The sequence below is a fragment of the Paracoccus sp. Ld10 genome, from assembly GCF_045064235.1.
Taxonomy (GTDB): Bacteria; Pseudomonadota; Alphaproteobacteria; order Rhodobacterales; family Rhodobacteraceae; genus Paracoccus.
Genome location: NZ_JBISHD010000023.1, coordinates 215,305 through 240,145, shown reverse-complemented (window position 1 = coordinate 240,145; position 24,841 = coordinate 215,305). Strand labels below are relative to the sequence as shown.

The window sequence follows — 24,841 nt, the reverse complement described above, 5'->3', positions numbered from 1 at the left end:
GAGGAGGACATGTCATGCCGAAATCGACCGAATATGCCGCCAAGGTTGCCAACGACCGGGGTTTCATCGCCTATGACGCCGAGGAGGATGCCGTCTGGCGCGACCTGATGGCGCAACAGTTGCCCGCAGTCCGGGCGCACATGGCGTCACCCTATCTGCGGGGGCTGGACCTGTTGGACCTCCCACGGGACCGCGTCCCGCAATGCCCCGACGTGTCGGCCAAACTGGACCCATTGACCGGGTGGCGGGTCGAGCCGGTGCCCGCGCTGATCGGGTTCGGGCGGTTCTTTGGCATGCTGGCCGACCGGACGTTCCCGGCCGCCAGCTTTATCCGCAAGCGCAAGCATTTCGATTACATCGAAGAGCCGGACATCTTTCACGAAATATTCGGCCACACACCCCTGCTGACCGATCCGGCCTTTGCCGCCTTCAGCCAGGCGATCGGTGCGGCGGGCACCCGCTGCGACAAGGCCGATTACGCCTGGCTGATCCGCCTCTATTGGTTCTCGATCGAGTTCGGGCTGATGCGCGAGGACGGACAGCTGAAGGCGTTGGGGTCGGGGCTTGCCAGTTCGGTCACCGAACTGCCCTGGGCGATTTCCGGTCAGCCGGAACAGCGGCCCTTTGACGTGATCGACATCCTGCGCACGCCATATCGCATCGATATCCACCAACCGGTCTATTTCGTGATAGACGATCTGGATGACCTGTTCGCTGCTGCCCGGCGCGACCTGCTGGCCGACATCGCGCAGGCCCGCGCCCTGGGGCTGCACGCGCCGAAATATCCGCCCAAGACCGCCGCCTGAAAGGACCGATGCCATGACCACCTGCAATCTTGCCGCCCGTGATTGTGAACCCTGCAAGGGGGGCGTGGCCCCCCATGACCCCACGACCGCCGCCACGATGCTGGCGCAGTTGACGGACTGGACCATGCCGGATGACGCGACCGCCATCACCCGGCGGTTCACCTTCAAGGGCTTTGCCAAGGCGGTCGAGATGGCGAACCTGGCCGCATGGCTGGGCAACAAGCAGGGCCACCACCCCGACATTGCGTTTGGCTGGGGATATTGCGCCGTGACGTTCACCACGCACGAGGCGGGGGGGCTGACTGACAACGATTTCATCTGTGCCGCCCGGCTGGACGCACTGGTCGCGTGATCCGCACGCGTCAGGGTTGTCCGGCGGCGCATCACGGTCTATCCCCGACAAAGGGAATCCAGCATACGGGCCGTGCCGCATGACGAATCGTAGCCTTGTCCGGGATGTCCGGCGTCAGACCGGAGGGCGCAGCCATGTCTGGCCATGAGACCGGATGGCTGTCGCGTCGCAGGCGGGGCTATGCCGCCCGCCATTGGTCGCGGATGCTGAAATCGGTCACGCGCCGCGACAGCCCCCTGGACCCCGACCTGCGCGACGAGGCGCGCGACCTGCATCAGGTTCTGTCCCGCCTGTTGCATGCCACTGATGCCCGCAGCACCAGCGCGCGCGGTTCGCTGGCGCGGATCGAACTGCCGGCGGGTACCGACTGGCGCTGGCGCCCCCAGATCCTGCAGGCGCGCAACGCAGCCCCTGCACTGATCGGCCCCGATACCGGCAAATGGCTGTCCCCCGAGGTGGCGCTGTTCCATGACTGCCCGCAACGCGCCCTGATCATGCGACAGGTGCGCAACCGGCGCGCCACCGACCTGTCCGATTACGGGCTGGCCCTGGAGGTCATGGGCTTTTCCGGCAGCTTCCTGTCGTTTTCGCTGTCGCTGCCGCCCGAGGCGTTGGCCGATCTGGCCGGGCATCACATCATCCGATTGGACGCGACGCTGCAGGCGGAACGTCCCATCGCAGTCTATGCCCGGCTGAACATCCAGCAGGGGCCCAACACCGAAACCATGCTGCGCCAGATGGGCGAGCCGATCGAGGGCCGCAACTGCGCCCGCACCGTGGAATTCGACCTTGGCTATGCCGAACTGTCCGCCCGGACGGTCGAGAAGGCATGGCTTGACCTGATCTTCGAGGCGCCTTTCATGAACGCGGTCGGGCTGCGCGACGTGATCCTGTCGCGCCATCCCCGCGCCCAGATCTGAGGATATCGCCATGCCGCATTTCGACAATCACGGCCTGAAGGGCGGCGTCTGGCGCGGGCATCTGTCGGGTATCGACGCGCCCGAGGTTCGTGTGGTGCTGGTTCACCACGCCGAGATCCTGGCCGAGGCCCGCCTGACACCGGATGGCCCCGGCTGCTGGCAGGTCGAGACGGACCTGCCCGCCGATGTCCTGTCGGACGGGCTGCAGACGCTGCTGTTGAAGACCGCCGCCGCGTCGGGCGCGGACAGTGGCCCCGACGGGCATGTGCTGGCGCGACTGTCGCTGATGGCGGGCCAGCCCTTGGACGAGGATCTGATTGCCGAGATCGCCGCCCTGCGCGCCGAGCTGGAGCTGGTCAAGCGAGAGCTGCGCCGGTTTGCCGCCGGCGTGGCGGGACGCTAGGCACCGTCACCCTGCCGTCATGGTTCCTTGCGAAAAGCGGGGGGCGTGGCTATATCGCGGCTTCGCGACCCGCCCCCGCCTATGTTCCTTGACGTGAGGTTGACCATGACGCTGCCGCAGACGCCGTATTACCTGATGGACATGGCCCGTCTGCGCGCCAACATGGAAAAGGTCGCCTGGCTGCGCGAGGCGTCGGGCGCCAAGGCGCTGTTGGCGTTGAAATGTTTCGCCACATGGTCGGTGTTCGACCTGATGCGCGAGTACATGGACGGCACCACATCGTCGTCGCTGTACGAACTGCGCCTGGGGCATGAGGAATTCGGCAAGGAAACGCACGCCTATTCCGTGGCCTGGGCCGACCACGAGATCGACGCGGCGGTGGGTTATGCGGACAAGATCATCTTCAACAGCCTGTCGCAGCTGGACCGGTACGGCGACAAGGCCGCGGGCATCGCCACCGGTCTGCGCCTGAACCCGCGCTTTTCGACCAGCGGGTTCGATCTGGCCGACCCGGCGCGCCCCTTTTCCCGTCTGGGCGAGGGAGAGGTGTCGCGGTTGGAAAGCGCGCTGGACCGCATCAGCGGCGTGATGATCCACTACAATTGCGAAAACGGCGATTTCGACCTGTTCGACCGCCAGCTGACCCGCATCGAGGAAGAGTTCGGCGCGATCCTGCACCGGCTGGACTGGGTGTCCTTGGGCGGCGGCATCCATTTCACGGGCGAGGGCTATCCGCTGGACCGGCTGGCCGCGCGGCTGCGCGCGTTTCAGGACCGGTTCGGCGTGCAGGCCTATCTGGAACCCGGAGAGGCCTGCATCACCAACACCGCCACGCTGGAGGTCAGCGTGCTGGACATCATCGACACCGGCAAGCCCGTGGCGATCGTGGACAGCAGCACCGAGGCGCATATGTTGGACCTGCTGATCTATCGTCAGGAGGCCCGCCTGCCGCAGGATGGGGACCACCGGTATCAGATCGCGGGAAAGACCTGTCTTGCGGGCGACATCTTTGGCGAGGCGGGGTTCGACCGCCCCCTGCAGATCGGCGACCGGGTCAGCATCGCGGATGCCGCGGGCTATACGATGGTCAAGAAGAACTGGTTCAACGGCGTCGCCATGCCCTCGATCGCGATTCGCGACGAGGATGGAACGATCCGCACCATCCGCAGCTTCGGCTATGACGAATTCAAAGGCAGCCTGTCCTGAGGCGACCCATCCTCTGCCACCTGAAGGAGACAGAATTGGCGAAGAAGAACGTGCTTATCATCGGTGCCGGTGGCGTGGCCCAGGTAACGGCGCACAAGGTCGCGCAATGGGCGACGGAATTCGGCGATCTGCACATCGCGAACCGGACGCAGTCGCGTGCCGATGACATCATCGCATCGCTGCGCGACAAGGGTCACGACATGGCGTGGACCAGCCACGCGCTGGACGCGATGGACGCCGATGCGGTGGAATCGCTGATCCGGCAGGTGAATGCGGGCATCGTCATCAACGTGGGCACGGCCTTTATCAACATGACCGTCCTTGAGGGCTGCATCCGCGCAGGCGCGGCCTATATCGACACGGCCATCCATGAGGACCCGTCCAAGGTATGCGAGACGCCGCCCTGGTACGGCAATTACGAATGGACGCGCCGCGAAGATGTGGCCGCGGCGGGGATCACCGCGATTCTGGGTGCGGGTTTCGATCCGGGCGTCGTGAACGCCTATGCGCGGCTGGCCGAGGACGAGTACTTCGACACGATCGACAGCATCGACATCGTGGACATCAATGCCGGGTCGCACGGTCGATGGTTCGCCACGAATTTCGACCCCGAGATCAATTTCCGCGAGTTCACCGGCATGGTCTATTCCTGGCAGCAGGGTGCGTGGCAGGAAAACCGCATGTTCGAGGTGGGGCGGGAATGGGACCTGCCCGTGGTGGGCAAGCGCACCGCGTATCTGTCCGGCCATGATGAGGTCCACAGCCTGGCGGCCCGTTACCCGGATGCCGACGTGCGGTTCTGGATGGGGTTCGGAGAGCATTACATCAACGTCTTTACCGTCCTGCAAAAGCTGGGGTTGCTGTCCGAACAGCCCGTGACGCTGGCCGACGGCACCGATGTCGTGCCGCTGAAGTTGGTCAAGGCCGTGCTGCCCGACCCCGCCAGCCTTGCACCGGACTATGAGGGCAAGACCTGCATCGGCGATCTGGTGCGCGGCACCCGCGACGGCAAGTCGGCCGAGGTGTTCATCTATAACGTCGCCGACCACAAGGAAGCGTTCCAGGAGGTGGGCAGCCAGGGCATCAGCTATACCGCTGGCGTGCCGCCCGTCGCCGCTGCGATCCTGATCGCACGCGGCCCATGGGACGCCGGCAAGATGGCCAATGTCGAGGACCTGCCCGCGCGGCCGTTCCTGGACCTGCTGGGCCAGATGGGCCTGCCGACACGCGTCATCGACGCATCGGGCGATCATCCGGTCTGATCACCGCTGAACCAGAATGCTGGCATGAAAACGGCGGCCCGGAACATCCGGGCCGCCGATTGCGTTTGCGCAGTACATCGGTGTCATCTGCGTTGGGGAACGCGGCACCGGCATCGGGGGTTCGACATGCCAAGTCCTTCAGGACATCTCTTTCCACGTTTCTCACAGCGCGCCGACAGCAAGGTTCCGGCGCTGGCAAATTGGGCCGTGATCGGCATCTTTCTGGTCATGGCTTTTGGGGCCATCGCGGCGGGCCGCGACTTTCTGATGCCTGTGACCATGGCCATGCTGCTGTTCTTTGTCTTTACGCCGCTGCGCCGGTTTGCCGAACGACGCGGCATTCCCGATGCGGCGACGGCGGCGGGCATCACGCTGTCGATCCTGCTGGCCGTGGGGATCATTGCCTATGCGGCCAGTGGCCCGCTTAGCCGGGCGATGACCAACATGCCGCTGATCAGCGCGCAGCTGGAACAGAAATTCGACAGCGTGCGCGACAGTCTTGCCGACCTGCGCGACGCCGCGCAGCGTATCGACGAGGCGCAGAGCGCCGATCCCGACCCCGAGGAGCCGGCCGCGGTCCGCGTCCAGTCCGAGGGTGAGACAACCCTGGGCACTGTCATGCAGATGGCGCCGCTGTTGGTGGGGCAGGTGTTGTTCACGCTGATCTTGCTGTTTTTCCTGATCGCATCCGGTGACCTGTTGTATCTGAAGATCGTGCAGAGTTTCGACCGGATGCGGGACAAACGCGGCGCGTATCTGGCGCTGCGCCAGATCGAGGATTCGCTTGGCAATTACCTGGGTGCGATTAGCATCATCAACGCGGGCCTGGGGCTGGCGGTGGGGCTGGCGATGTGGGCATGGGGCATGCCGGGCGCGCTGCTGTTCGGGATCGGGGCGTTCCTGTTGAACTTCATCCCCTATCTGGGGGCGATCACTGGCGTCGCCATCGCCGGGATGGTCGCGCTGGTGGTGATGCCGGGGCTGTTCTGGCCCGCGATGGTCGCGTTGACCTATCTGGGCCTCACGTCGCTGGAAGGACAGATCATCACGCCGTTTTTCGTGTCACGGCGGCTGCAGATGAACACCGTCGTGGTGTTTCTGGGTGTCGCGCTGTGGGCCTGGCTGTGGTCGGTCATCGGGATGATCATTGCGGTCCCGGTGCTGGTTGTCCTTCGCGTTCTGGCCGACCATATCCCCGGATGGGAAAAATTCGGAAACTTTCTGGCGGGCGACGCCCCTCCCGCGCTGACCGACGAGGATGAGGAAGAGGCGCGCGAACTGGTTCAGGCCGGTGCCACGGCCGAAGATGGTCCCGCCGCCCACGTCGCAACCGCAGAGGTGGTCGCGACACATGTTTCCCGCGATGGACCATAAGAGAACGGGCCGGCGATTGCCGGCCCGTTTCGCTGTGTGGCCAGACCTGCGGATCAGCCGGCCGGCAGGGTCGGCGCGATCTCGTTGACGGCGGCCTCGATCTGCTGACAGGTCGCCTCTACCGTGCTTCCTTGGGCCTCGACGGCCTCGGCCAGCGACAATTCGTTCCCACCGACAGACACGGTTCCCTCGGCGCCCTTTTGCTCTGCGGCGCTGCCGACGGCCTCGTCACCTTCGGGCAGCAATCCGACCAGCTGGCCTTGCGCCTCGACAGCTTCGGCGCCGGTGAAACCCTGCTCCTGACAATATTGCAGGATGCCCAGCTGATTGCGCGCAGCCTCGTAGGTTGCGGCAGGATCAGCGGGGGCAGCCTGCGCAGGGGCCGGATCGGCGGGGGCTGCGGCGTCCTGGGCGAAAACAGCGGCGGGCAGCAGGCCCAGGCCCATGGCGAATGCAATCTTGCGGATCATATCGTTTCCTTTTCTTGCGTACCCGGCGGTGATCCGGGCGACGTCGGTGTGACGCTAAAACGCCGTTTTCAGAATGACCCGCGCTTGTTGCGTCGGCTCGCAAAAGCGGCAAGACCCTGCCGGAACGCTATAACCCGACCGTCTGGTTTAGGCGGGTTCCGGCGCAGCCTGTCGACGGTCGATCACATCAGGACACAAAGGCATCAGCCATCGCCTTAGCACAGCGTGACGCGGGCGTGATTGAACCGCGCGACCGCGCGGTTCGTTGGTCATCATACTGCGGCTGATGCCGCGCAGGCAGTTCCCGGAGAAAACGATGACCCACCTGATCACAGCCATGAAACTGGGCGGCAAGGCCGCTGTTCTTGCCATTGTGATGGCTTCCGCGTCCGGTGCGCAGACTGCGGCGCCTGTCGACGGAATGACAACGATGGAGGAAATTCAGTTTCCCACCCTGGACGGATTCGCAACCGACCAACAGGTGATCGACAGCCTATCGGCACAAGGCTATGAAAACGTTGCTGTTGTCAGGGGCGCAGACGCGTTGGTCGTCAGTGGCGAGCGTGGCGGACTGCCGACAGAGCTGATCTTCAGCGCGATGGACGGCACCTTGGTGATGGTCGATGGCATCGAGCCGGTGCCAGCGGGCGCCGTCGCCGAACCAGCAACCGTACCGCCCACGGATGACAGAGCGCCCGAAACCGATTCCCCTGCCGCCAGCAATTTTGGCAACTAGCGCAGGTGCCGAATGTGATGGAGCAATGCAGACGAGCCAATGCCGCGTCGCGTGACCGTTCGTCTTAAAGGCGCGAAAGCACCGGCGACAGGTCGTGAAGAAGTGGTTCGCATTGCCTGATGGATCATGGGGTTTGCGCGTCTTGGGTCAGGCGGTCCAACGCGGCCAGTAACGACGTCGCGTCGGGGCCCAGTTCGGCCAAAAGCTGGTCCTGAAACCCTTGCGCCAGATCCTCTAGTCGCGCCATCAGCTCGCGTCCCTGTGGCGTCAACTGAAGCGCGATCAGACGCTGATCACCGGCGTGATCGGATTTGCAGACCAGCCCCGCCTGTTCCAGTCGCGTCGCGGCACGGCTGACCACGGATTTGTCCAGATTGACGCGGGCATGGATGTCCCGGACGCTGACGATCCCCGAATGATTCAGATGCGCCAGTACGCGCCATTCGGGAATCGTCAGCCCAGCCTCTGCGGCATAGAGGCGGGCAAAACGGCGGCTTACCAGTTGGGCCGCGACGGCCAGACGGTAGGGCAGGAACTGGTCCAGGTGAAAGGTCATCGGATCCCCGTCGATACGCGATCAGATGACCCCAATCCGGGGGTGGGGGCAACCGTTCGTCAGACCAGCCCCAGAATCATCGGCACCGCGATCAGCGCGGCCAGTGTCGCTGTCTGCACCAGCAGCATCGCGATGGCGGTCGGTCCGACATCGGCCAGCTTTGCCAGTGCTGTCTTCATGCCGACCGCGGCCACCGCCGCCACCAGCAGCGCCCGCGACAAGGTCGATGCGACATCGGTGACCGGCGCTGGCACCAGATGCGCCGAATTGATCGCCGCCAGCACAAGGAACGCCAGCACAAATCCCGGCAACAGCGGCGGGCGCGTGGCCCCCGCGGGGTTCGACCGGCGCAGGACAAGCGCGGCGATCAGCACCACAGGCGCCAGCAGCGTCACGCGGATCAGCTTGACCACGGTGGCGATGTCGCCCGTATCCTCGGACACGGAATAGCCCGCGCCCACGACCTGCGCCACGTCATGGATCGTGGCGCCCAGAAACAGACCTGTCTGATGCTGATCCAGCCCCAGCCCTGCGGCCAGCATCGGATAGACGATCATGGCGACGGTCGACATTGCGGTGACGGTGATGACGGTAAACGACAGGTCGCGTTCCGTGCTGGCGCGGCCCGGCAGGACCGAGGCGATGGCCATCGCAGCCGATGCGCCGCAGATGGCCACCGAGCCCCCCGTCAACAGGCCAAAGGCCCGGTCCTGACCGACCCGGCGGGCCAGTGCGACCGATCCCAGGATCACCGTCGCCACCGATGCCGCAACCAGCGTGACAAAGGGCCAGCCGATTGCCGTCACCATGTCCAGCGACACGCGCAGGCCCAACAGCGCGACCCCCGCGCGCAGCAACGTGCGGGCGGCAAAGTCGATGCCCGGACCGGCGCGATCATCCTCGGTCAGGAAATGCAGCGGCATGCCCAGCAGGATCGCCATCAGCATGACGGGCACACCGTAATGGCCTGACAGGAACTGTGCGGCCATGGCGACGGTGACGGCCAGCATCAGGCCGGGTGCCAGCGTGCGGGCGCGCGCGGCAAGGAGGGGAGGGGAAAGGGTCATGGTCGTCCCGAAAGGGGTGGGGGGCCGCGGTGACGGCCCCCGCGCCAGGGTTACTGGATGTCGCGGGCGCGTTCTTCGGCCAGCGAGGTTTCGGCCTCGGCCACGGCCTCGCGGAAGCTGGCCAGGATCTCGTCGCCGCCGTCGATGCTGCCGGTGAACCAGTCATAGACCGGGGCCGCGGCTTCGGTGAAGGCGGCCTTTTCCTCGGCGGTGGGCACATAGACCTCGCCGCCACCGGCGCGGAAGTCCTCATAGGCGGCGATGGACTTGCGCTTGGGCGAGGCGAACGTCGCCTGCTGCAGCTGGGCAAAGCCGTCGACGACGATGGCGCGCATGTCTTCGGGCATTTCCATGAAACGCTCGTTCGACATCCACCACATCGCGCCCATATAGGCGTGCCCGTCCAGCGTCAGGTATTGCAGCCCCGCCTCGGGAAAGCGCATCGACATGATGTCGGTGATGCCGTTCGCGGTGCCCTCGACCACGTTGGTCTGCAGCGACGTGAACAGTTCAGCCCACGGGATCGGCGTGGGCGACGCGTCCAGCGCGCGGACCAGCTCCTGCGGCAGGTCGGCCACCACGGTGCGCATCTTCAGGCCCGACAGGTCGGCGGGCGTCTGGATGCGGCGTTCGGTGTTGGCAAAGTTGCGCCATCCGCCGGTATTGCCGATGGTCATCAGCCGCAGCATGCCGCCCGAATCCTCCAGCGTCATGTCCCGCAGCTGGCGCGTGAAATCGCCGGTCAAGACACGCTCGGCCACCCGGTCGTCGGCCATGATATAAGGCAGGTCCAGCACCTGCAGATAGGGGAACAGGCCCGCCGCCCCGTCCGAGGTCGAGATGTAGACGTCGATCGATCCGTCGGCCACGCCCTGCAGGCATTCCGCACCGTTGGAGCACAGCTGCGTGCCCATGAAGATCTCGACCGCGATGGCGCCGTTGGACGCCGCCTCGACATGGGACTTGAAGACCTGCAGGCCGTCGAAATCCTCGTCGTTCTCGTTGGAGTTGGCCACGGCGCGCAGGGTGTATTCCTGGGCCATGGCGGGGGTGGCCAGCGCCAGCGCGGCGGCCAGGGTCAGTGCAGATTTCAGCATGGTATCCTCCCTTGGTGGTCTTAGTTCGCAAATCCGGTCAGACGCGGAATGGTCATGGAAATGGCCGGGACAAAGGTAATCAACATGATCACCAGCACTTCGACCAGCAGAAACGGCAGGATGGCGCGGGCGATGGTCATGACCTTTTCACCCGATACCGCAGAGGCCACGAACAGCACCAGCCCCATGGGCGGCGTCGCCAGCCCCACCGTCAGGTTGACGCACATGATGATTGCGAAATGCACACTGTCGACGCCCATGCCGGTGAACACCGGCCCCAGGATCGGCGCCAGGATGATGATCGCGGGACCCGCGTCCAGGAACATGCCCACGACGAACAGGAACAGGTTGATCAGCAACAGCAGGACCAACGGATTGGCGGTCAGCGTCAGGATCCAGTCGGCCATCATCTGCGGCGTCTGCGACAGTGAGATGACCGTCTTGAACGACATCGCTGCCCCTACCAGCAGCAGAACCACCGCCGAGGTCAGCGCCGCGCGGCCCAGCACGTCGGGCAGTTCCGATATCCGCATGGTGCGCAGCACGAACAGGCTGATGACCAGCGCATAGACGGCGGCGACGGCGGCGGCCTCGGTCGGCGTGAAGACGCCGCCCAAAATGCCGCCCAGAATGATCACCGGGGTCATCAGCGGAAAGAACGCCTTGAGGCTGGCCTGTCCGCGCTGGCCCCAGCTCTGGCGCGGCGAGGCGATGGGAAAGTCGTATTTGTCGGCCATCACCTTGACCATCAGCATCAGGCCGCCGCCGACCAGGATGCCGGGCACGATGCCCGCCAGAAACAGTGCCGCGACGCTTTCGCCCATGACATAGGCATAGATGATCATGATGCCCGACGGCGGGATGATCGGCCCGATGACCGAACTGGCCGCGGTGATCGCGGCGGCGAATTTGCGGGTATAGCCCTGCTTTTCCATCGCCGGGATCAGCATCGAACCCAACGCCGAGGTGTCGGCCACGGCCGAACCGGACAGGCCCGCGAACAGCATCGACGACAGGATGTTCACATGCGCCAGCCCGCCGCGGAAATGGCCCATCAGGGCCTGGGCGAATTCCACCAGCCGCAGCGTGATGCCACCCCGGTTCATCAGTTCGCCCGCCAGCATGAAGAACGGGATCGCCATCAGCGGAAAGCTGTCCATCCCGTTGTACAGGTTGCGGTACAGCAGCGTCAGGTCGCGTTCCTGGCCGTTCAGCATCAGCAGGATGCCCGGCGCGGCCAGCATCCCGAAGAACACCGGCAGTCCGATCAGCAGGAAGGTCAGAAACAGTGGCAAAAACAGGATCAGCATCACTCGGCCCCTCGCAGGCCCGCATCCAGCCCCTCGATCGGGGGCAGGTCGCGGGCGCCGCCCAACTGCGCCAGAATGCGCAGGATCAATTCGACATTCACGGAAATCAGCAGCATCAGCCCGACCGGGATCGACGCCATCATCCACGACCGCGGCACCCGGTACCAATCGCTGAAATCCAGCGACATGGGCAGGAACAGCGATGCGCTGGCAAAGCGTCCGCCAAGGCCCGTCACCTCGCGCCAGCCGATCTGCACGGCCATGACCAGCACCGCCAGCGACACGACCAGCAGAATCAGGTTCAGCAGGCGCGCAAGGGTGGCCGACAGCATACCGGGCAGGAAATCGATGGCGACAAAGCCGCCGCGCCGGAACGCGGTCGGGGCCATCAGCCCGGTCATCCACAGCATGCAGAACCGCGCGGCCTCGTCGGGCCAGGCCAGCGCGCTGTTGAACCCATAACGGGCCACGACCTGGACGATGGTCACCACGACCATCAGGCCGATGGCCACGATGCCCACCGCCCGACCCGCACGCAGCAGGTATTCGTTGATCCGGGCCAATGGCCGGACAATGCCCGTCAACAGGCGCATGTTGGGTGTCTCCTCCCCCTTTGTTCGTGACGGCGCCGGGCTTCCTCCTGCCCGGCGCCGCTTTTATCCTTTGGCGATGCCCGCGGTCTGGCCGCCGAAAAAGGCAAGCGGATCGCCTTCTGTGATCTGGGCGTGCAGCACGCGCCCGACGATGATCATGTGGTCGCCCGCCTCGTGCATGGCGAACAGGTCGCAGTCGAACCGCGCCAGACAGCTGTCCAGCACCGGCACGCCATGCGCATTGGTCGACAGTCCCGCCTGATCCAGCGCGTTGCGGTTGCGCGCGACGGTCCAGGCCAGGTCGCCCTGATCGGCGGCCAGCACGTGGATGGCGAAGTGGCGCGCCTGCGCAAAGACCGGAAAGCGAGAGCTAGCCAGTGCGGGCGACCACATCACCAACGGGGGGTCCATAGAGATGGACGAAAAGCTGTTGGCCGTCATCGCCGCACAGCCATCATCGCTGGCGGCGGTGACCACGGTGACGCCGGTCGCAAAGCGGCCAAAGGCGTCGCGCAGCATCCGCCCGTTCTGCGGATCGGGCACGAAACTGTGCGGGATCGGTCGCGTCATGGCACCTCTTGCCCAAGGGCTGCTTGGTAAAGGCGGAACCACTGCACGCGGTCCAGCCGGACCTTGTCGGCATCGGCGATCCGGGCGATCCGCGCAAGTGAATTGGTGCCCATGACGGGCATGATGGTCGCCGGATGGCGCAGCAGGAACGCCACCGCCACCGCCGCGCGGTCAACGTCGAATTCCGCCGCCAGCGCGTCCAGTTCGGCGGCCACGGCCCCGTGGCCGGTCATCAGGCTGCCGCCGCCCAGGGGCGACCAGGCCATCACCGGGTCGCGGCGACGCTGATGGAACGCCAGATCGCCGTTGGTGAACGGCTGGATCGCCGCCAGCGAGACCTCGATCTGGTTGGTCACCAGCTTGGTCTGCATCGATCCCTGCAGCAGGTCCACGTCCCAGGGACGGAAATTCGACACGCCCACGGCGCGAACCTTGCCCGCCGCGACCAGCGCGTCCAGCGCCGCGCCCGTGTCGTCGGCGTCCATCAGCGGGTCGGGACGGTGGACCAGCAGCAGATCGATCCGGTCCGTGCCCATGTCGCGCAGCGAATTGTCGACCGATGCGCGGATATGGTCGCCCGAAGTGTCGTAATGCTTGCAGGCCGCATCGCTGTATTTGCCGATCGGCGCGATGATGTCGCATTTCGTGACGATCTCTATCCGGTCGCGCAGGCCGGGGGCTGTGCGCAGGGCGGCACCCATGATGGCCTCGGCGGTATAGGCGCCATAGATGTCGGCCTGATCCATCGTGGTGATGCCCTGATCCAGGCATGCCTCGATCTTGGCCTGGACATGGGCGGGGCTGGTATCGGCATCGTCGCCGATTCGCCACATTCCATAGACCAGGCGGGACAGGGTCAGGTCGTCGGTCAGCGTCACACGGTTCATCTCAGCGCCTTTCGCCGGTGCCCAGGGGCGTTGGTGGGGTGGTGTCGGGCACGCGGCCCCAGACACGGTTCAATTGGCAGGTGTTCATCTGCGGCAGGACGCGGCTGCCGAAATGGCAGGCCTCTTCCTTGTGGGGATAGCCCGACAGGACAAAGGACCGGACGCCCATGCGGCGCAGTTCCTCCAGCTTGGTCAGGACCTGGTCGGTCGATCCGACGATAGCCGCACCACAGCCCGACCGCGCCCGGCCGACGCCGGTCCACAGGTTGGGCTCGATATACCCCTCCAGGTCGGCCAGTTCGCGGTTGCGCGCCTGCCGGCTGACGCCGAGCGAACCCGCGTCCAGCGCGCGTTCGCGGATCAGCCGGCCCTGATCGTCATCCAGCTGACTGACCAGATCGCGGGCATATTCGCGGGCCTCTGCCTCGGTGTCGCGGACGATCACATGGGCGCGAAAACCGTAGTCCAACGTGCGGCCATATTTTTCCGCCGCAGCATGGGCAGCCTTCATGCGGTCGGCGATATCCTCGGTCTTTTCAGGCCACATCAGATAGACGTCGCAGTGCTGGCCGCACAGGTCCAGCGCGTCGGGGGAATAGCCCCCGAAATACAGCATCGGGCCGCCGGTCTGATAGGGCTGCACCGGGTCCGTGGTCAGGCCGCTGAACTGATAGACCTGGCCCTCATAGTTGATCTCGTCCAGGGTCCAGGCCTGTTTCAGGATCTCGACCACCTCGCGACTGCGCTGATAGCGAAAGGGGCTGGGTTCCTTTTGGCCAGGGAAATCGCTGCTGATGATGTTGACCGTCAGGCGCCCCTCCAGCATGTGGTCCAGCGTGGCGATGGTGCGGGCCAGCATGATCGGCTGCATCTCTCCGCAGCGGACGGCGGCCAGCATGTTGATGCGGTCGGTGATCGGCGCGCAGCCCGCGACGAATGACAGCGTGTCCTGTCCGACCTGATAGCTGGACGGGCACAGGATGTTGCCGAATCCCTGCTGTTCCGCCGTTTTGACGATGTCGCTGCAATGCGCCCAGGACGACCGCAACGACCCGTCGGGAACGCCCAGATGGCGATAATCGTCGGAACAGAGGGCCGAGAACCAGGCGACCTCGACGGCGTCCAGATCGGATGATGTGACGGGGACGACGGACATGGTTTCCTCCGGGGGCGGCGTCAGATTTCTGATTGCATAGCGCCGTCCATCATGTAAATCAATGGTGCATCAATTTTACCGGGGAGACAGTCGTGGCAGGGGCAGGGGAACATCGGTCGGACGCATTGCCGATCCACCTGCAGATCACCGAGATGATGATTCGCGACATCGCCGCGGGTCGTCTGATCGATGGTCAGAAGCTGCCGCCCGAACGCCAGATGGCCGAGGCGCATGCCACGACCGTGCGCACCCTGCGCAAGGCCCTGGCCGAACTGGAGGCCCAGGGCCTGCTGGACCGCCGGCAGGGGTCGGGCAACTATATCCGTGCGGGTGAACCGACGCGGGCCGTCTATTCGATGTTCCGGCTGGAACATGCGCAGGGCGGCGGCGGGCTGCCGCGCGCGCGGCTGTTGTCTGTCGGCTGGCATCCCAAGGATGCGGACCAGCCCCGTTATGGCACCTCTGATCACGGCACGCGGTTCCGGCGGCTGCGGTTTCTGGACGACACCCCCATCGCGGTCGAGGAGATCTGGCTGGATGGCGGCGTGGGCGCCGTCCCCGCCGACATGGTCCAGGATTCTCTGTACCTGACCTACAAGCGGGCGCTGAAACTGTGGATCACCCGGGCCGAAGATCGCGTCGGCCTGGGCACCGTGCCCGATTGGGCGACGCCCGAATTTGCGCCCCGCCCCGGCAGCACCACCGCCTTTATCCAACGCCTGTCCTGGGCACAGACCCGGGATGCGGTCGAATTTTCGCGCACTTGGTACGACAGCGACCGCGCGCTGTACGTCCAGCGCCTCGTCTGAGGGAGATGACATGACCATGCAAGACAGCCGCCTGATCACCTATGGCGTGATCGGTTGCGGGATGATGGGCCAGGAACACCTGCGCAACATCGCCCTGCTGCCCGGAACCGCCATCGGTGCCATATTCGAACCCGACGCCGAGATGCGCGCGCGTGCCGCCGCGCTGGCCCCCGGCGCGCGCATGGTCGACAGCGTGGCCGAACTGCTGGCCCATCCGGGACTCGACTGCCTGCTGATCGCCAGCCCGAACCATCGCCATGTCGAACAGCTGCAGGCCGTGGCCGCACACAGGCCCCTGCCGGTGCTGGTTGAAAAGCCGCTGTTCACACAGGCCGCGGACGCGGCGGCGGTGGCGGCGCTGGCGGAACGCCACGCGGCGCCCGTCTGGGTCGCGATGGAATACCGCTATATGCCCCCCGTCGCCCGGCTGCTGGAGATGGCCCAGGATGCGACCGGCGGCATCCGCATGCTGACCATCCGCGAACACCGCTATCCGTTCCTGTCCAAGGTCGGAAACTGGAACCGCTTCAACCGCTACAGCGGTGGGACGTTCGTGGAAAAGTGCTGTCACTTCTTTGACCTGATGCGGTTGGCCCTGGGGTCGGACCCGGTCCGCGTCATGGCCACCGGCGGTCAGGCCCTGAACCACCTGGACGAGACGCATGACGGCCAGACGCCCGACATCTTTGACCACGGCTATGTCGCGGTCGATTTCGCCGATGGCACCCGCGCCATGCTGGAACTGTGCATGTTCGCCGAAGGGTCCCGCTGGCAGGAAGAGATCAGCGCCGTCGGTCCCCGCGGCAAGATCGAGGCCTTTGTGCCCGGTCCCACCCGTTTCTGGCCCGCGCATCTGGGCGATCCGCCGGTGGCGCAGGTGGTCGTGTCGCCGCGCGAACCCAGTGGCCCGCAGGTTCATGTGATTCCCGTCGACCCGACGCTGCTGGATGCGGGCGACCACAACGGTTCGACCTTCTATCAGCATCGGCGTTTCCTGGAACTGGTGCGCGGCCAGCGTGCCCAGCCCGACGTCAGCGTTCAGGACGGCATCTGGGCGGTGCGCATGGGATTGGCAGCACAGACCGCGATGATCGAACGGCGCGTCGTCGAACTGTAATGCTCCGCACAGCCGATGTGCGGCCAATGCAGTGCCGCACATCCGCGAAATGCGCTATCAGGGGGGAAATCCGCATCAAAGGACTCCCATGCGCCAGAACACCGAGACCGGCTATGGTAGCGTCGCCCGCAGCCTGCACTGGCTGACCGCCCTGATCATCCTGTCCAACATCGGGCTGGGCCTGTGGGCCGAACGCATCCCGCTGGACCAGATGACGCTCAAGGTGCAGGTGTTCTCGGTTCACAAATCCCTTGGCCTTGCGGCGCTGACCGTCGCGCTGGTGCGCATCGGATGGGCGCTGACCCAGACCCGTCCGGCGCCCGTCCACCCAGAACGCCGGCTGGAGACCCTGCTGGCCGAGGCGGTGCACTGGACGCTGTACGGGTCGATGGTGCTGGTACCGGTGACGGGCTGGATCGAACATGCCGCGACCGATGGTTTCGCGCCGATCCTGTGGCCCTTGGGGCAGGGGCTGCCGCTGGTGCCGAAATCCCCCGCGCTGGCGATTATCATGGCCCAGATACACCATGTCTTTGCGTTCCTGCTGATCGGGTCGGTGGTTCTGCATGTGGCAGGCGCGGTGAAACACGCGCTGATCGACCGCGACGGCGTGCTGGGCCGCATGACGCGGGGCGTGCCCGCAGGCCGTGGTATCGCCACGCGCCATGCGCTGCCGGCGGTGATCGCGGCGGCGGTGTTCGGTGCGGGGGCGGCCTATGCGCTGGCCACCGCCCCCCGCGAGGTGGCGACAGCGGCCCCGCTGGAGCAGGCGGCATCCGAATGGCAAGTCACCGACGGCCAGCTGGGCTTTGCCGTGCGCCAGATGGGATCGACGGTGACCGGCAGCTTTGCCGACTGGACGGCGGCGATCGCGTTTGACCCCGATGCGGGCACGGGGCAGGTCACCGTGACCATCAACATGGACAGCGTGACCATCGGCACCGTCACCGATCAGGCCAAGGGGGCCGACTTTTTCGACGTCGCGACCCACCCCACCGCCGTCTTTGAGGGCACCATCCGCCCCGATGGCGAGGGCTATGTCGCCGAGGGCCCGTTGAAATTGCGCGACCAGCAGATGCCCGTCACGCTGCCGTTTGACCTGACCATCACGGACGGCGTCGCGCAGATGCAGGGCCAGGCCGTGATAGACCGCCGCGACTGGCAGGTGGGGGCCGGATATGCCGATGAAAGCACGGTAGGATTCCAGGTCGACCTGACCGTCACGCTGACCGCCACACGGTGATGTGCATGGGCGGACAGGCCCTGTTCGCGCATCGCCAGTTGCCCCAAGGGCCCGTTGCAAGGATGCTGGCCCGATAACAAACGGAGAGTCCGATGCTGAAAACGACCGCCCTGACCGCCGCCTTTGCCCTTGTCGCCGGTGCCGCGCTGGCCGAACCGCAGGCCTACAGCCTGGAAACCTCGCACAGCCAGATCGTGTTCGACTATAGCCATCTTGGTTTTTCGACCACGACGGGCATGTTCAGCGACATCACCGGCACGATAATGTTCGACCCCGAGGATCCGGCCGCATCCTCGGTCGAGGCGACGTTCCCGGTCGCGTCGATGATGACCGGTTTCGCACAGCGCGACCAGCATTTTCAGTCGCCTGATTTCCTGGGCGCCGAGGGTGCTGCCCCCGAGGTGACCTTTGTCTCGACCGGGATCGAGGTCACGGGCGACACCACCGCCATGATCACCGGCGACCTGACCCTGAACCGCGTCACCAAGGAGGTCGTGCTGGACACCACGCTGAACCAGCAGGGCACCCACCCGATGGAGAACAAGCCGTGGCTGGGCTTTGACGCGACCACCACTCTGCTGCGCAGCGATTTCAACGCCGGCATGTTTGCCCCGGCTGTGTCCGACGAGGTTCAGGTCCGCATCTCTGTCGAGGCGATGCCGGCAGAGTGATGACCGTTCTGGCGTGACAACAGGGGCCCGCGACGTCGTTGCGGGCCCTTTGGTCATGGCGCCGCTTTGACCGACCGATGACAAAACCCCTGTACCGGGCGTTCGCATGCGGCGACGGACCAGAAACCGTATCAGAGTTCCGGTGGTCGGTTTTTTTACCTGAAGGGGAATGACTGGTAGCGGAAGAGGGACTCGAACCCCCGACACGCGGATTATGATTCCGCTGCTCTAACCAACTGAGCTACTCCGCCACGAGTAGCGGCGATTTAGGGGACTGACGCAGAGTCGTCAAGCGCGATTTTCCAGAAACCGCACACAGAGCCGCCGCGCTAGATCTGCAGGCCGGCGCAACGTGCGGTGTTGCGGATGTGGTCGCGCATCTGCTCTTGCGCCGCATCGGCGTCCCGGCGGTCCAGCGCGGTCAGGATGGCGCGGTGTTCGGCGATGGATTGGGCCATGCGATCGGGGTCGGTATTCGGGATGGGCTGGCGCTGTGTTTCGGTCAGCAGTTGGCTGACCGTGCTGTACAGCGTGGCCAGCATCCTGTTCGGACAGGCCTGCGCAATGCCCTGATGCAGGGCCAGATCCGCATCGACATGCGCGACCAGGTCACCCTGCGCCCAGGCCTGTTCGAACTGCGCGGCGGCGGAATGCAGACCGGCCAGCGCGTCGGGGGTGATGGCGGTGGCGGCCAGACGGGCCAGTTCCCCCTCGATCAGCAGGCGGGTCTGGAACACCTCGCGCAGGTCGTGGGCGTCGTCATAGCGCCAGATCGTTTGCGCGGGACGCGTGGCCGGGTCCATCACGAACGTCCCCCGCGCGGGCAGGGTCTGGACCAGGCCCAACGTCTCCAGCGTCAACAGCGCCTCGCGCAGCGACGGGCGCGACACGTTCAGCTGTTCCGACAGCACCCGCTGCGACGGCAGCTTTTGCCCCGCGCTGAGTTCGCCCGACCGGATCATTTCCTGCAGGCGACGCGCGATCGTCTGCGTCACTGGCGCTTTGTCCCACATCACCCGCGCATTGCCCTTTCTGTTGGCACCTGATCCGGCATCCATCTGCACAGGAACCACGGCCATTGCAAACCGGATCGACCCGTGGCTTGATACTGGTCAGACCGGTTAGGCCGGTCAATCCAGAATCATAAAGACGGGGAGATGATCATGCACGGAAAAAAGATGCGCGGCACGGCTGTTGCACTGGCGCTGCTTGCCGGTTCGGCCTGTGCTGCTGTGGCACAGGATACGCTGACGGTCGGCGCCAACATCGGCAACGTCCCGTGGGAGTTTCAGGACGATGCCGGCGAGTTCGTGGGTTTCGAGATCGACCTGGTCGCCGCCGTGGCCGACCGCATGGGCGCCGAGGTCGAGACGGTGAACATTCCCTTCAACGGGCTGTTCTCTGCCGTGCAGTCCGGGCGGATCGACATCGCGACCAGTTCGATCACCATCACCGACGAACGCCTGGAATCGGTGACCTTTGCCCAGCCCTATTACGACAGCGACCAATCGCTGACCGCGCTGGCCGAGGGGCCGAAGTCGCTGGCAGAGATGGAGGGCAAGGTCGTCGGCGTCGACACCGGATCGACCGGCGACATGTGGGCCACCGAAAATCAGGCGGAATACGGGTTTTCCGACATCCGCCGCTATGAGGGGCTGGCACCCGCGATGCTGGACCTGCAGGCGGGGCGGATCGACGGCTACGTGTCGGACATCCCGGCGCTGCAGTATTACGTCAAGGACAAGCGGCAGATGGTCGTCGTCGAGCGCATCCCCACCGGAGAGCAGTATTCGATGATGTTCGCCAAGGACGCCGAACTGGCGACCGAGGTCAACACCGTGCTGGACGCGCTGAAGGCCGAGGGCGTGGTGGCCGACCTGCACGAAAAGTGGTTCGGCGTCGCCCCCGATGCAGGGTCGTCGACCGCAACCGTCCGGCCGATGCCGTCGCTGGACTGACCCGCGACCCCGGGTCCGGGCCGTCCCGGACCCGAAAGGATGCACATGGATATTTTCGACACCTTTCTGAACGCCGAGGTGATGCGGCGCACCTTTCCCATGCTGATGCAGGGTCTGTGGATCACGCTGCAACTGGGGGCGGCCAGCATCGTTGCGGGGCTGGTGCTGGGTCTGGCGCTGGCGATGGCGCGGCTGTACGGGCCCGGGCCGTTGCGGTTCGTGACGCGGCTGTATATCGACATCTTTCGGTCGATCCCGCTGCTGGTGCTGCTGATCATCGTCTATTACGCGCTGCCCTTTCTGGGCCTGCGCCTGTCGCCGTTCCTGTCCGCGATGAGCGCGCTGACGCTGGTGTCGGGCGCCTACACGGCCGAGATCTTTCGCGCGGGCATCGAGGCGATCCCCAAGGGCCAGTTCGAGGCATCCGCCGCCCTGGGCCTGAACGGCCGCCAGACGATGGCCGACGTGATCCTGCCGCAGGCGGTGCGGATCGTCATTCCGCCGCTGACGAACAATTCGATCAACGTCGTCAAGGACACCGCGCTGGCATCCGTCGTCGCCATGCCCGACCTGCTGAAACAGGCGACACAGGCGCAGGCGCTGGCCGCGAACCCCACGCCGCTGATCGTGGCGGCGGTAATTTATATCGCGTTCCTGTGGCCGCTGGTCGCGCTGGTATCACGCATGGAACGCCGCTTTGCGGCACGGGGGCGCTGAGATGACCGGTTTCGTCAGCATCCGCAACCTGCGGAAATCCTATGGCACCTTCGAGGCGTTGCGCGGCATCGACCTGGACGTCGCCCGCGGCGAGGTGGTGTGCATCATCGGCCCGTCGGGGTCGGGAAAATCGACCCTGATCCGCTGCATCAACCGCCTTGAGGGTTTCGACCCGGCCAGCGAGATCCGCGTGGACGGCACCCCCGTCACCACCGGCCGCGCGCTGGCCCGCGTGCGCGCCGAGGTTGGCATGGTGTTTCAGTCCTTCAACCTGTTCCCGCATCTGACCGTGCGCGAGAACGTCATGCTGGCACCCCGCCGCGTGCGGGGCACGTCCCGTGCGGATGCCGCGGCCCAGGCCGACCGCCTGCTGGCCCGCGTCGGTATCGGCACCCAAGCCGACAAGTACCCCCAGCATCTGTCCGGCGGCCAGCAGCAGCGCGTGGCCATCGCCCGGGCGCTTGCGATGGAGCCGCAGGTGATGCTGTTCGACGAACCGACCAGCGCGCTGGACCCGGAAATGGTGGGCGAGGTGCTGGACGTCATGCGCGATCTGGCCCGGACCGGTGTCACCATGATCGTCGTCACCCACGAAATGGGGTTCGCGTCGCAGGTGGCCGATCGCGTCATCTTCATGGATGCGGGCCAGATCGTCGAACAGGGACCGCCCGCGCAGGTGCTGTCCGACCCCCAAGAACCACGCACGCGCAATTTTCTGGGCGCTGTGCTGAATCACTGAAGGACGACCCCGATGACACAGCTGGACATGGCCTATGTGCAGTCTCAATTCCCCGGCCTGACGCAGGACTGGGTGCTCTTTGACAATGCGGGCGGCGCACAGATCGCACAGCCCGCGCTGGACCGCATGGTCGAGTTCCTGACCCACAGGAACGTCCAGACCGGCGGCAGCTATGCGGTCTCGCTGGCCGCGGCTGATGCGTTGATGGCGGGGCGGCGGGCGGCCGCCACCCTGATGAACGCTGCCCGCCCCGAAGAGATCGTGTTCGGCCCGTCCACCACGGTGCTGATGGGCAACCTGATGCAGGCCATGCGCCGCCAGTTCGCCCCCGGTGACGAGGTGATCGTCACCATGGCGGACCATGAGAGCAACATCGGCCCCTGGACCCGGCTGGAGGAGTTCGGCGTCACCCTCAAGGTCTGGCCGCTGAACGCGGATACGATGGACCTGCAACTGGCGGACCTTGAACCGCTGATGACCGACCGCACCCGGCTGGTCTGCGTCACGCATGTGTCCAACATCCTGGGGCAAGTGCATCCCATCGCCGATTTCGCGCGGTTCGTGCATGACAATGGCGCGCAGATCTGCGTCGATGCGGTCGCCTATGCGCCGCACCGGCTGATCGACGTGCGGGCCTGGGATGTCGATTACTATGCCTTCAGCCTGTACAAGGCCTATGGCCCGCATGGCGCGGTGATGTACGGCAAACACGACCTGCTGGCCGAGTTGGACGGGCTGTACCATTATTTCTATGGCAAGGACAAAGTCCCGGCCAAGCTGGAACCCGGCAACCCCAGCTATGAGGCCGCCTTTGCCACCGACGGCATCCTGGCCTATCTGACCGGTCTGGCCCGCCATCATGGTGCCGTGGGCGACGACCGCGCCCTGCTTATCGCGGCCTTCGATCTGATCACCGCGCAGGAGGATGCGCTGACCGACCGCCTGCTGGCATGGCTGTCGGCGCGCAACGACTGTCGCATCATCGGCGGGCAGGTGAACCGCGACAGCACCCGCGTGCCCACCATCGCATTCAAGTTCGACGGCGTCGATTCCGGCACCGTGGCGCGGGCCATGGACGATCACGGCATCGCCATGCGGTTCGGCGATTTCCATTCCCGCCGCCTGGTCGAACATCTGGGAGAGGACCGCGATGGCGGCGTGCTGCGCGTATCGATGGTGCATTACAACACGCTGGAACAGGTGGACCGCCTGACCGGCGCGTTGGCCCAGATCATGTCGCGGATCGTCGCATGAGCGGGCTGGACCTGGTCATCGCGGGCGGCACGGTCGTCACCGCCGCCGACAGCTATGCCGCCGATATCGGCATCCGCGACGGGCGCATAGCCCAGATCGGGCAGGGGCTGACCGGCACTGATCGGATCGACGCCACCGGCCTGTTGGTCCTGCCCGGCGGGATCGACGCGCATGTGCATCTGGACCAGCCGACATCGGACGGCACGACCATGGCGGACGGGTTCGCCAGCGGCACCCGATCGGCGGCGGCGGGCGGCAACACGACGGTGCTGCCCTTTGCGCTGCAGATCAGGGGCCAGTCCCTGCGCGCCTGCGTCGAGGACTATCACCGCAAGGCGCAGGGCAACTGTCACACCGACGTGTCGTTCCACCTGATCGTCAGCGACCCGACGCCCCAGGTCCTGGGGCAGGAGCTGCCGGCGCTGGTGCGCGATGGGTACACGTCGTTCAAGGTCTTCATGACCTATGACGACCTGGTGCTGAACGATGCGCAGATCCTGGACGTGTTCGAGGTCGCGCGCCGCGAACGCGCGCTGGTCATGGTCCATGCCGAAGGCCATGACGCCATCCGCCACCTGACCCGCCGGCTGGAGGCCGAGGGTCGCACCGCGCCGTATTACCACGGTCAGGCCCACGCCCAGATCGCCGAACGCGAGGCCACGCACCGCGCCATCAGCCATGCCCAATTGATCGATGTGCCGGTGGTGATCGTCCACGTGTCGGGCCGCGACCCGATGGAACAGATCCAGTGGGCGCGCGCCCGCGGCCTGAAGGTTCACGCGGAAACCTGCCCCCAATACATCGCCCTGACCGCCGACGACCTGCGCGGGCTGAACATGGATTTCGACGGTGCGAAATACGTCTGTTCCCCGCCGCCGCGCGATGCGGACAGCCAGGCGGCGATCTGGCAGGGGCTGCGGGACGGGACGTTCGACATCTTTTCGTCCGACCATTGCCCGTTCCGCATCGACGGCACCGGCAAGGACACGCCCCGCGCCCGAACGTCGTTCAAATACGTGCCGAACGGCATCCCGGGGGTCGAAACCCGCCTGCCGATCCTGTTTTCCGAAGGCGTTTCCAAGGGTCGCATCAGCCTGCAACGTTTCGTGGCACTGACATCGACCAACCCGGCGCGGCTGTATGGCCTGTACCCGCAAAAGGGCAGCATCGCCATTGGTGCCGATGCCGACCTGGCGCTGTGGGACCCGGCCCTGACCCGGCCCATCCGGCAGGCCGACCTGAACCACGGCTGCGATTATACCCCCTATGAGGGGCTGGAGATCACCGGCTGGCCGGTCCGGACCCTGCTGCGCGGCCAGACCATCGCGCAGGACGGCGTTCCGGTGGGCGGTCCCACTGGAGGGCACCTGTCGCGCGGCACCAGCGAGGCATTCGCCTAGACCGCGATGGTTGCGGCAATGCCATTCTGTCGTTGATCATGACGGTGGGCGGCCACCAGAACGCCTGCGTCCCTGACCGCGTATCCGCAGCATTTGCGCGCCTTTGCCCTGTCGGCCGGTGCGGCCCCGGACCAGGACCTGTCGGCATGCGGCCGGTCGACCGCCCGA

Annotated in this window: 27 protein-coding genes and 1 tRNA gene; 17 read left to right on the top strand and 11 right to left on the bottom strand. The window is 65.6% G+C overall.

Annotated features, from left to right (window positions below; all coding sequences use genetic code 11):
* Positions 1-14 precede the first annotated feature (14 nt).
* The 7 genes from phhA to ACJJVR_RS06470 all read left to right on the top strand — a co-directional run bounded on the left by phhA (position 15) and on the right by ACJJVR_RS06470 (position 6,323).
* Positions 15-806: a phenylalanine 4-monooxygenase gene (gene phhA, locus ACJJVR_RS06500; protein WP_405403165.1), complete on the top strand. Its 792-nt coding sequence runs from the start codon at positions 15-17 to the stop codon at positions 804-806.
* Between the two features lie 13 nt (positions 807-819).
* Positions 820-1,158, top strand: coding sequence for a 4a-hydroxytetrahydrobiopterin dehydratase (locus ACJJVR_RS06495; RefSeq protein ID WP_405403164.1), 339 nt, complete (start codon positions 820-822; stop codon positions 1,156-1,158).
* A 134-nt stretch (positions 1,159-1,292) separates the two neighbouring features.
* The gene (locus tag ACJJVR_RS06490) at positions 1,293-2,078 is read left to right on the top strand and encodes a DUF6478 family protein (RefSeq protein WP_405403162.1); all 786 of its coding nucleotides are present in this window, start codon (positions 1,293-1,295) and stop codon (positions 2,076-2,078) included.
* Positions 2,079-2,088: 10 nt separating this feature from the next.
* On the top strand, positions 2,089-2,481 hold the full coding sequence (locus ACJJVR_RS06485) for a hypothetical protein (RefSeq protein ID WP_405403161.1): 393 nt from the start codon (positions 2,089-2,091) through the stop codon (positions 2,479-2,481).
* Between the two features lie 111 nt (positions 2,482-2,592).
* On the top strand, positions 2,593-3,687 hold the full coding sequence (gene nspC / locus ACJJVR_RS06480) for a carboxynorspermidine decarboxylase (RefSeq protein ID WP_405403559.1): 1,095 nt from the start codon (positions 2,593-2,595) through the stop codon (positions 3,685-3,687).
* Positions 3,688-3,722: 35 nt separating this feature from the next.
* Entirely contained in the window at positions 3,723-4,949 is a 1,227-nt protein-coding gene (locus tag ACJJVR_RS06475) for a saccharopine dehydrogenase NADP-binding domain-containing protein (RefSeq protein WP_405403159.1), read from the top strand.
* Positions 4,950-5,075: 126 nt separating this feature from the next.
* A complete protein-coding gene (locus ACJJVR_RS06470; protein ID WP_405403157.1) occupies positions 5,076-6,323 on the top strand; it encodes an AI-2E family transporter in 1,248 nt (415 codons plus the stop codon).
* 53 nt (positions 6,324-6,376) lie between these two features.
* Here ACJJVR_RS06470 and ACJJVR_RS06465 read toward each other — a convergent pair whose 3' ends face one another.
* Positions 6,377-6,793, bottom strand: coding sequence for a pore-forming ESAT-6 family protein (locus tag ACJJVR_RS06465; protein WP_405403156.1), 417 nt, complete (start codon positions 6,791-6,793; stop codon positions 6,377-6,379).
* Between the two features lie 316 nt (positions 6,794-7,109).
* Between ACJJVR_RS06465 and ACJJVR_RS06460 the strand changes: the two genes are divergently transcribed.
* Positions 7,110-7,529 (top strand): hypothetical protein, encoded by a 420-nt coding sequence (locus ACJJVR_RS06460; RefSeq protein ID WP_405403155.1) that lies wholly within the window; start codon positions 7,110-7,112, stop codon positions 7,527-7,529.
* 124 nt (positions 7,530-7,653) lie between these two features.
* Here ACJJVR_RS06460 and ACJJVR_RS06455 read toward each other — a convergent pair whose 3' ends face one another.
* The 8 genes from ACJJVR_RS06455 to ACJJVR_RS06420 all read right to left on the bottom strand — a co-directional run bounded on the left by ACJJVR_RS06455 (position 7,654) and on the right by ACJJVR_RS06420 (position 14,765).
* On the bottom strand, positions 7,654-8,085 hold the full coding sequence (locus tag ACJJVR_RS06455; protein WP_405403154.1) for a MarR family winged helix-turn-helix transcriptional regulator: 432 nt from the start codon (positions 8,083-8,085) through the stop codon (positions 7,654-7,656).
* 59 nt (positions 8,086-8,144) lie between these two features.
* Positions 8,145-9,152 carry a YeiH family protein gene (locus tag ACJJVR_RS06450; protein WP_405403152.1) on the bottom strand — a complete coding sequence of 336 codons (1,008 nt, stop codon included), beginning with the start codon at positions 9,150-9,152 and terminating at the stop codon, positions 8,145-8,147.
* A gap of 50 nt (positions 9,153-9,202) precedes the next feature.
* Positions 9,203-10,249, bottom strand: a complete 1,047-nt coding sequence (gene dctP / locus ACJJVR_RS06445; protein ID WP_405403150.1) for a TRAP transporter substrate-binding protein DctP — start codon at positions 10,247-10,249, stop codon at positions 9,203-9,205.
* A 20-nt stretch (positions 10,250-10,269) separates the two neighbouring features.
* Complete coding sequence (locus ACJJVR_RS06440; protein WP_405403148.1) at positions 10,270-11,559, bottom strand: TRAP transporter large permease; 1,290 nt, start codon at positions 11,557-11,559, stop codon at positions 10,270-10,272.
* A complete protein-coding gene (locus ACJJVR_RS06435) occupies positions 11,559-12,152 on the bottom strand; it encodes a TRAP transporter small permease (RefSeq protein WP_405403146.1) in 594 nt (197 codons plus the stop codon). The genes ACJJVR_RS06440 and ACJJVR_RS06435 overlap by 1 nt, the downstream gene beginning before the upstream one ends.
* Before the next feature lie 63 nt (positions 12,153-12,215).
* Positions 12,216-12,722 carry a flavin reductase family protein gene (locus ACJJVR_RS06430; protein WP_405403145.1) on the bottom strand — a complete coding sequence of 169 codons (507 nt, stop codon included), beginning with the start codon at positions 12,720-12,722 and terminating at the stop codon, positions 12,216-12,218.
* Positions 12,719-13,609 carry an aldo/keto reductase family oxidoreductase gene (locus tag ACJJVR_RS06425; protein WP_405403143.1) on the bottom strand — a complete coding sequence of 297 codons (891 nt, stop codon included), beginning with the start codon at positions 13,607-13,609 and terminating at the stop codon, positions 12,719-12,721. Before ACJJVR_RS06425 ends, ACJJVR_RS06430 begins: the two co-directional genes overlap by 4 nt.
* Before the next feature lies 1 nt (position 13,610).
* On the bottom strand, positions 13,611-14,765 hold the full coding sequence (locus tag ACJJVR_RS06420) for an LLM class flavin-dependent oxidoreductase (protein ID WP_405403141.1): 1,155 nt from the start codon (positions 14,763-14,765) through the stop codon (positions 13,611-13,613).
* Between the two features lie 92 nt (positions 14,766-14,857).
* Here ACJJVR_RS06420 and ACJJVR_RS06415 point away from each other — a divergent pair, with 92 nt between their 5' ends.
* From ACJJVR_RS06415 to ACJJVR_RS06400, 4 genes are all read left to right on the top strand, one after another.
* On the top strand, positions 14,858-15,574 hold the full coding sequence (locus ACJJVR_RS06415; RefSeq protein ID WP_405403139.1) for a GntR family transcriptional regulator: 717 nt from the start codon (positions 14,858-14,860) through the stop codon (positions 15,572-15,574).
* 16 nt (positions 15,575-15,590) lie between these two features.
* Complete coding sequence (locus ACJJVR_RS06410; protein WP_405403558.1) at positions 15,591-16,691, top strand: Gfo/Idh/MocA family protein; 1,101 nt, start codon at positions 15,591-15,593, stop codon at positions 16,689-16,691.
* Positions 16,692-16,779: 88 nt separating this feature from the next.
* A complete protein-coding gene (locus tag ACJJVR_RS06405) occupies positions 16,780-17,934 on the top strand; it encodes a cytochrome b/b6 domain-containing protein (protein ID WP_405403138.1) in 1,155 nt (384 codons plus the stop codon).
* 92 nt (positions 17,935-18,026) lie between these two features.
* On the top strand, positions 18,027-18,605 hold the full coding sequence (locus tag ACJJVR_RS06400) for a YceI family protein (RefSeq protein WP_405403137.1): 579 nt from the start codon (positions 18,027-18,029) through the stop codon (positions 18,603-18,605).
* Positions 18,606-18,779: 174 nt separating this feature from the next.
* Here the strand turns inward: ACJJVR_RS06400 and ACJJVR_RS06395 are convergent.
* Positions 18,780-18,856, bottom strand: a tRNA-Met gene (locus ACJJVR_RS06395).
* 78 nt (positions 18,857-18,934) lie between these two features.
* Positions 18,935-19,618 carry a FadR/GntR family transcriptional regulator gene (locus ACJJVR_RS06390; RefSeq protein ID WP_405403136.1) on the bottom strand — a complete coding sequence of 228 codons (684 nt, stop codon included), beginning with the start codon at positions 19,616-19,618 and terminating at the stop codon, positions 18,935-18,937.
* Positions 19,619-19,762: 144 nt separating this feature from the next.
* Between ACJJVR_RS06390 and ACJJVR_RS06385 the strand changes: the two genes are divergently transcribed.
* Genes ACJJVR_RS06385 through hydA form a run of 5 tightly spaced genes read left to right on the top strand, consistent with a single transcriptional unit; the run spans position 19,763 to position 24,673 of the window.
* Positions 19,763-20,563: a transporter substrate-binding domain-containing protein gene (locus tag ACJJVR_RS06385; RefSeq protein ID WP_405403134.1), complete on the top strand. Its 801-nt coding sequence runs from the start codon at positions 19,763-19,765 to the stop codon at positions 20,561-20,563.
* A gap of 45 nt (positions 20,564-20,608) precedes the next feature.
* The gene (locus tag ACJJVR_RS06380) at positions 20,609-21,280 is read left to right on the top strand and encodes an amino acid ABC transporter permease (RefSeq protein WP_405403133.1); all 672 of its coding nucleotides are present in this window, start codon (positions 20,609-20,611) and stop codon (positions 21,278-21,280) included.
* Between the two features lies 1 nt (position 21,281).
* Positions 21,282-22,019: an amino acid ABC transporter ATP-binding protein gene (locus ACJJVR_RS06375; protein WP_405403130.1), complete on the top strand. Its 738-nt coding sequence runs from the start codon at positions 21,282-21,284 to the stop codon at positions 22,017-22,019.
* A gap of 12 nt (positions 22,020-22,031) precedes the next feature.
* Positions 22,032-23,273, top strand: coding sequence for a cysteine desulfurase-like protein (locus ACJJVR_RS06370; RefSeq protein WP_405403127.1), 1,242 nt, complete (start codon positions 22,032-22,034; stop codon positions 23,271-23,273).
* Entirely contained in the window at positions 23,270-24,673 is a 1,404-nt protein-coding gene (gene hydA / locus ACJJVR_RS06365) for a dihydropyrimidinase (protein WP_405403124.1), read from the top strand. The genes ACJJVR_RS06370 and hydA overlap by 4 nt, the downstream gene beginning before the upstream one ends.
* Positions 24,674-24,841 lie beyond the last annotated feature (168 nt).

Coding starts and splice junctions, on each gene's coding strand:
- ACJJVR_RS06465 (WP_405403156.1), bottom strand. CDS start 6,793: ATGATCCGCAAGATTGCATTCGCCATGGGCCTGGGCCTGCTGCCCGCC.
- ACJJVR_RS06455 (WP_405403154.1), bottom strand. CDS start 8,085: ATGACCTTTCACCTGGACCAGTTCCTGCCCTACCGTCTGGCCGTCGCG.
- ACJJVR_RS06450 (WP_405403152.1), bottom strand. CDS start 9,152: ATGACCCTTTCCCCTCCCCTCCTTGCCGCGCGCGCCCGCACGCTGGCA.
- ACJJVR_RS06410 (WP_405403558.1), top strand. CDS start 15,591: ATGCAAGACAGCCGCCTGATCACCTATGGCGTGATCGGTTGCGGGATG.
- ACJJVR_RS06390 (WP_405403136.1), bottom strand. CDS start 19,618: ATGTGGGACAAAGCGCCAGTGACGCAGACGATCGCGCGTCGCCTGCAG.
- ACJJVR_RS06420 (WP_405403141.1), bottom strand. CDS start 14,765: ATGTCCGTCGTCCCCGTCACATCATCCGATCTGGACGCCGTCGAGGTC.
- ACJJVR_RS06400 (WP_405403137.1), top strand. CDS start 18,027: ATGCTGAAAACGACCGCCCTGACCGCCGCCTTTGCCCTTGTCGCCGGT.
- ACJJVR_RS06405 (WP_405403138.1), top strand. CDS start 16,780: ATGCGCCAGAACACCGAGACCGGCTATGGTAGCGTCGCCCGCAGCCTG.
- ACJJVR_RS06435 (WP_405403146.1), bottom strand. CDS start 12,152: ATGCGCCTGTTGACGGGCATTGTCCGGCCATTGGCCCGGATCAACGAA.
- ACJJVR_RS06485 (WP_405403161.1), top strand. CDS start 2,089: ATGCCGCATTTCGACAATCACGGCCTGAAGGGCGGCGTCTGGCGCGGG.
- ACJJVR_RS06470 (WP_405403157.1), top strand. CDS start 5,076: ATGCCAAGTCCTTCAGGACATCTCTTTCCACGTTTCTCACAGCGCGCC.
- phhA (WP_405403165.1), top strand. CDS start 15: ATGCCGAAATCGACCGAATATGCCGCCAAGGTTGCCAACGACCGGGGT.
- ACJJVR_RS06370 (WP_405403127.1), top strand. CDS start 22,032: ATGACACAGCTGGACATGGCCTATGTGCAGTCTCAATTCCCCGGCCTG.
- ACJJVR_RS06380 (WP_405403133.1), top strand. CDS start 20,609: ATGGATATTTTCGACACCTTTCTGAACGCCGAGGTGATGCGGCGCACC.
- ACJJVR_RS06430 (WP_405403145.1), bottom strand. CDS start 12,722: ATGACGCGACCGATCCCGCACAGTTTCGTGCCCGATCCGCAGAACGGG.
- ACJJVR_RS06385 (WP_405403134.1), top strand. CDS start 19,763: ATGATCATGCACGGAAAAAAGATGCGCGGCACGGCTGTTGCACTGGCG.
- ACJJVR_RS06375 (WP_405403130.1), top strand. CDS start 21,282: ATGACCGGTTTCGTCAGCATCCGCAACCTGCGGAAATCCTATGGCACC.
- dctP (WP_405403150.1), bottom strand. CDS start 10,249: ATGCTGAAATCTGCACTGACCCTGGCCGCCGCGCTGGCGCTGGCCACC.
- ACJJVR_RS06490 (WP_405403162.1), top strand. CDS start 1,293: ATGTCTGGCCATGAGACCGGATGGCTGTCGCGTCGCAGGCGGGGCTAT.
- ACJJVR_RS06440 (WP_405403148.1), bottom strand. CDS start 11,559: ATGCTGATCCTGTTTTTGCCACTGTTTCTGACCTTCCTGCTGATCGGA.
- hydA (WP_405403124.1), top strand. CDS start 23,270: ATGAGCGGGCTGGACCTGGTCATCGCGGGCGGCACGGTCGTCACCGCC.
- ACJJVR_RS06425 (WP_405403143.1), bottom strand. CDS start 13,609: ATGAACCGTGTGACGCTGACCGACGACCTGACCCTGTCCCGCCTGGTC.
- ACJJVR_RS06460 (WP_405403155.1), top strand. CDS start 7,110: ATGACCCACCTGATCACAGCCATGAAACTGGGCGGCAAGGCCGCTGTT.
- ACJJVR_RS06495 (WP_405403164.1), top strand. CDS start 820: ATGACCACCTGCAATCTTGCCGCCCGTGATTGTGAACCCTGCAAGGGG.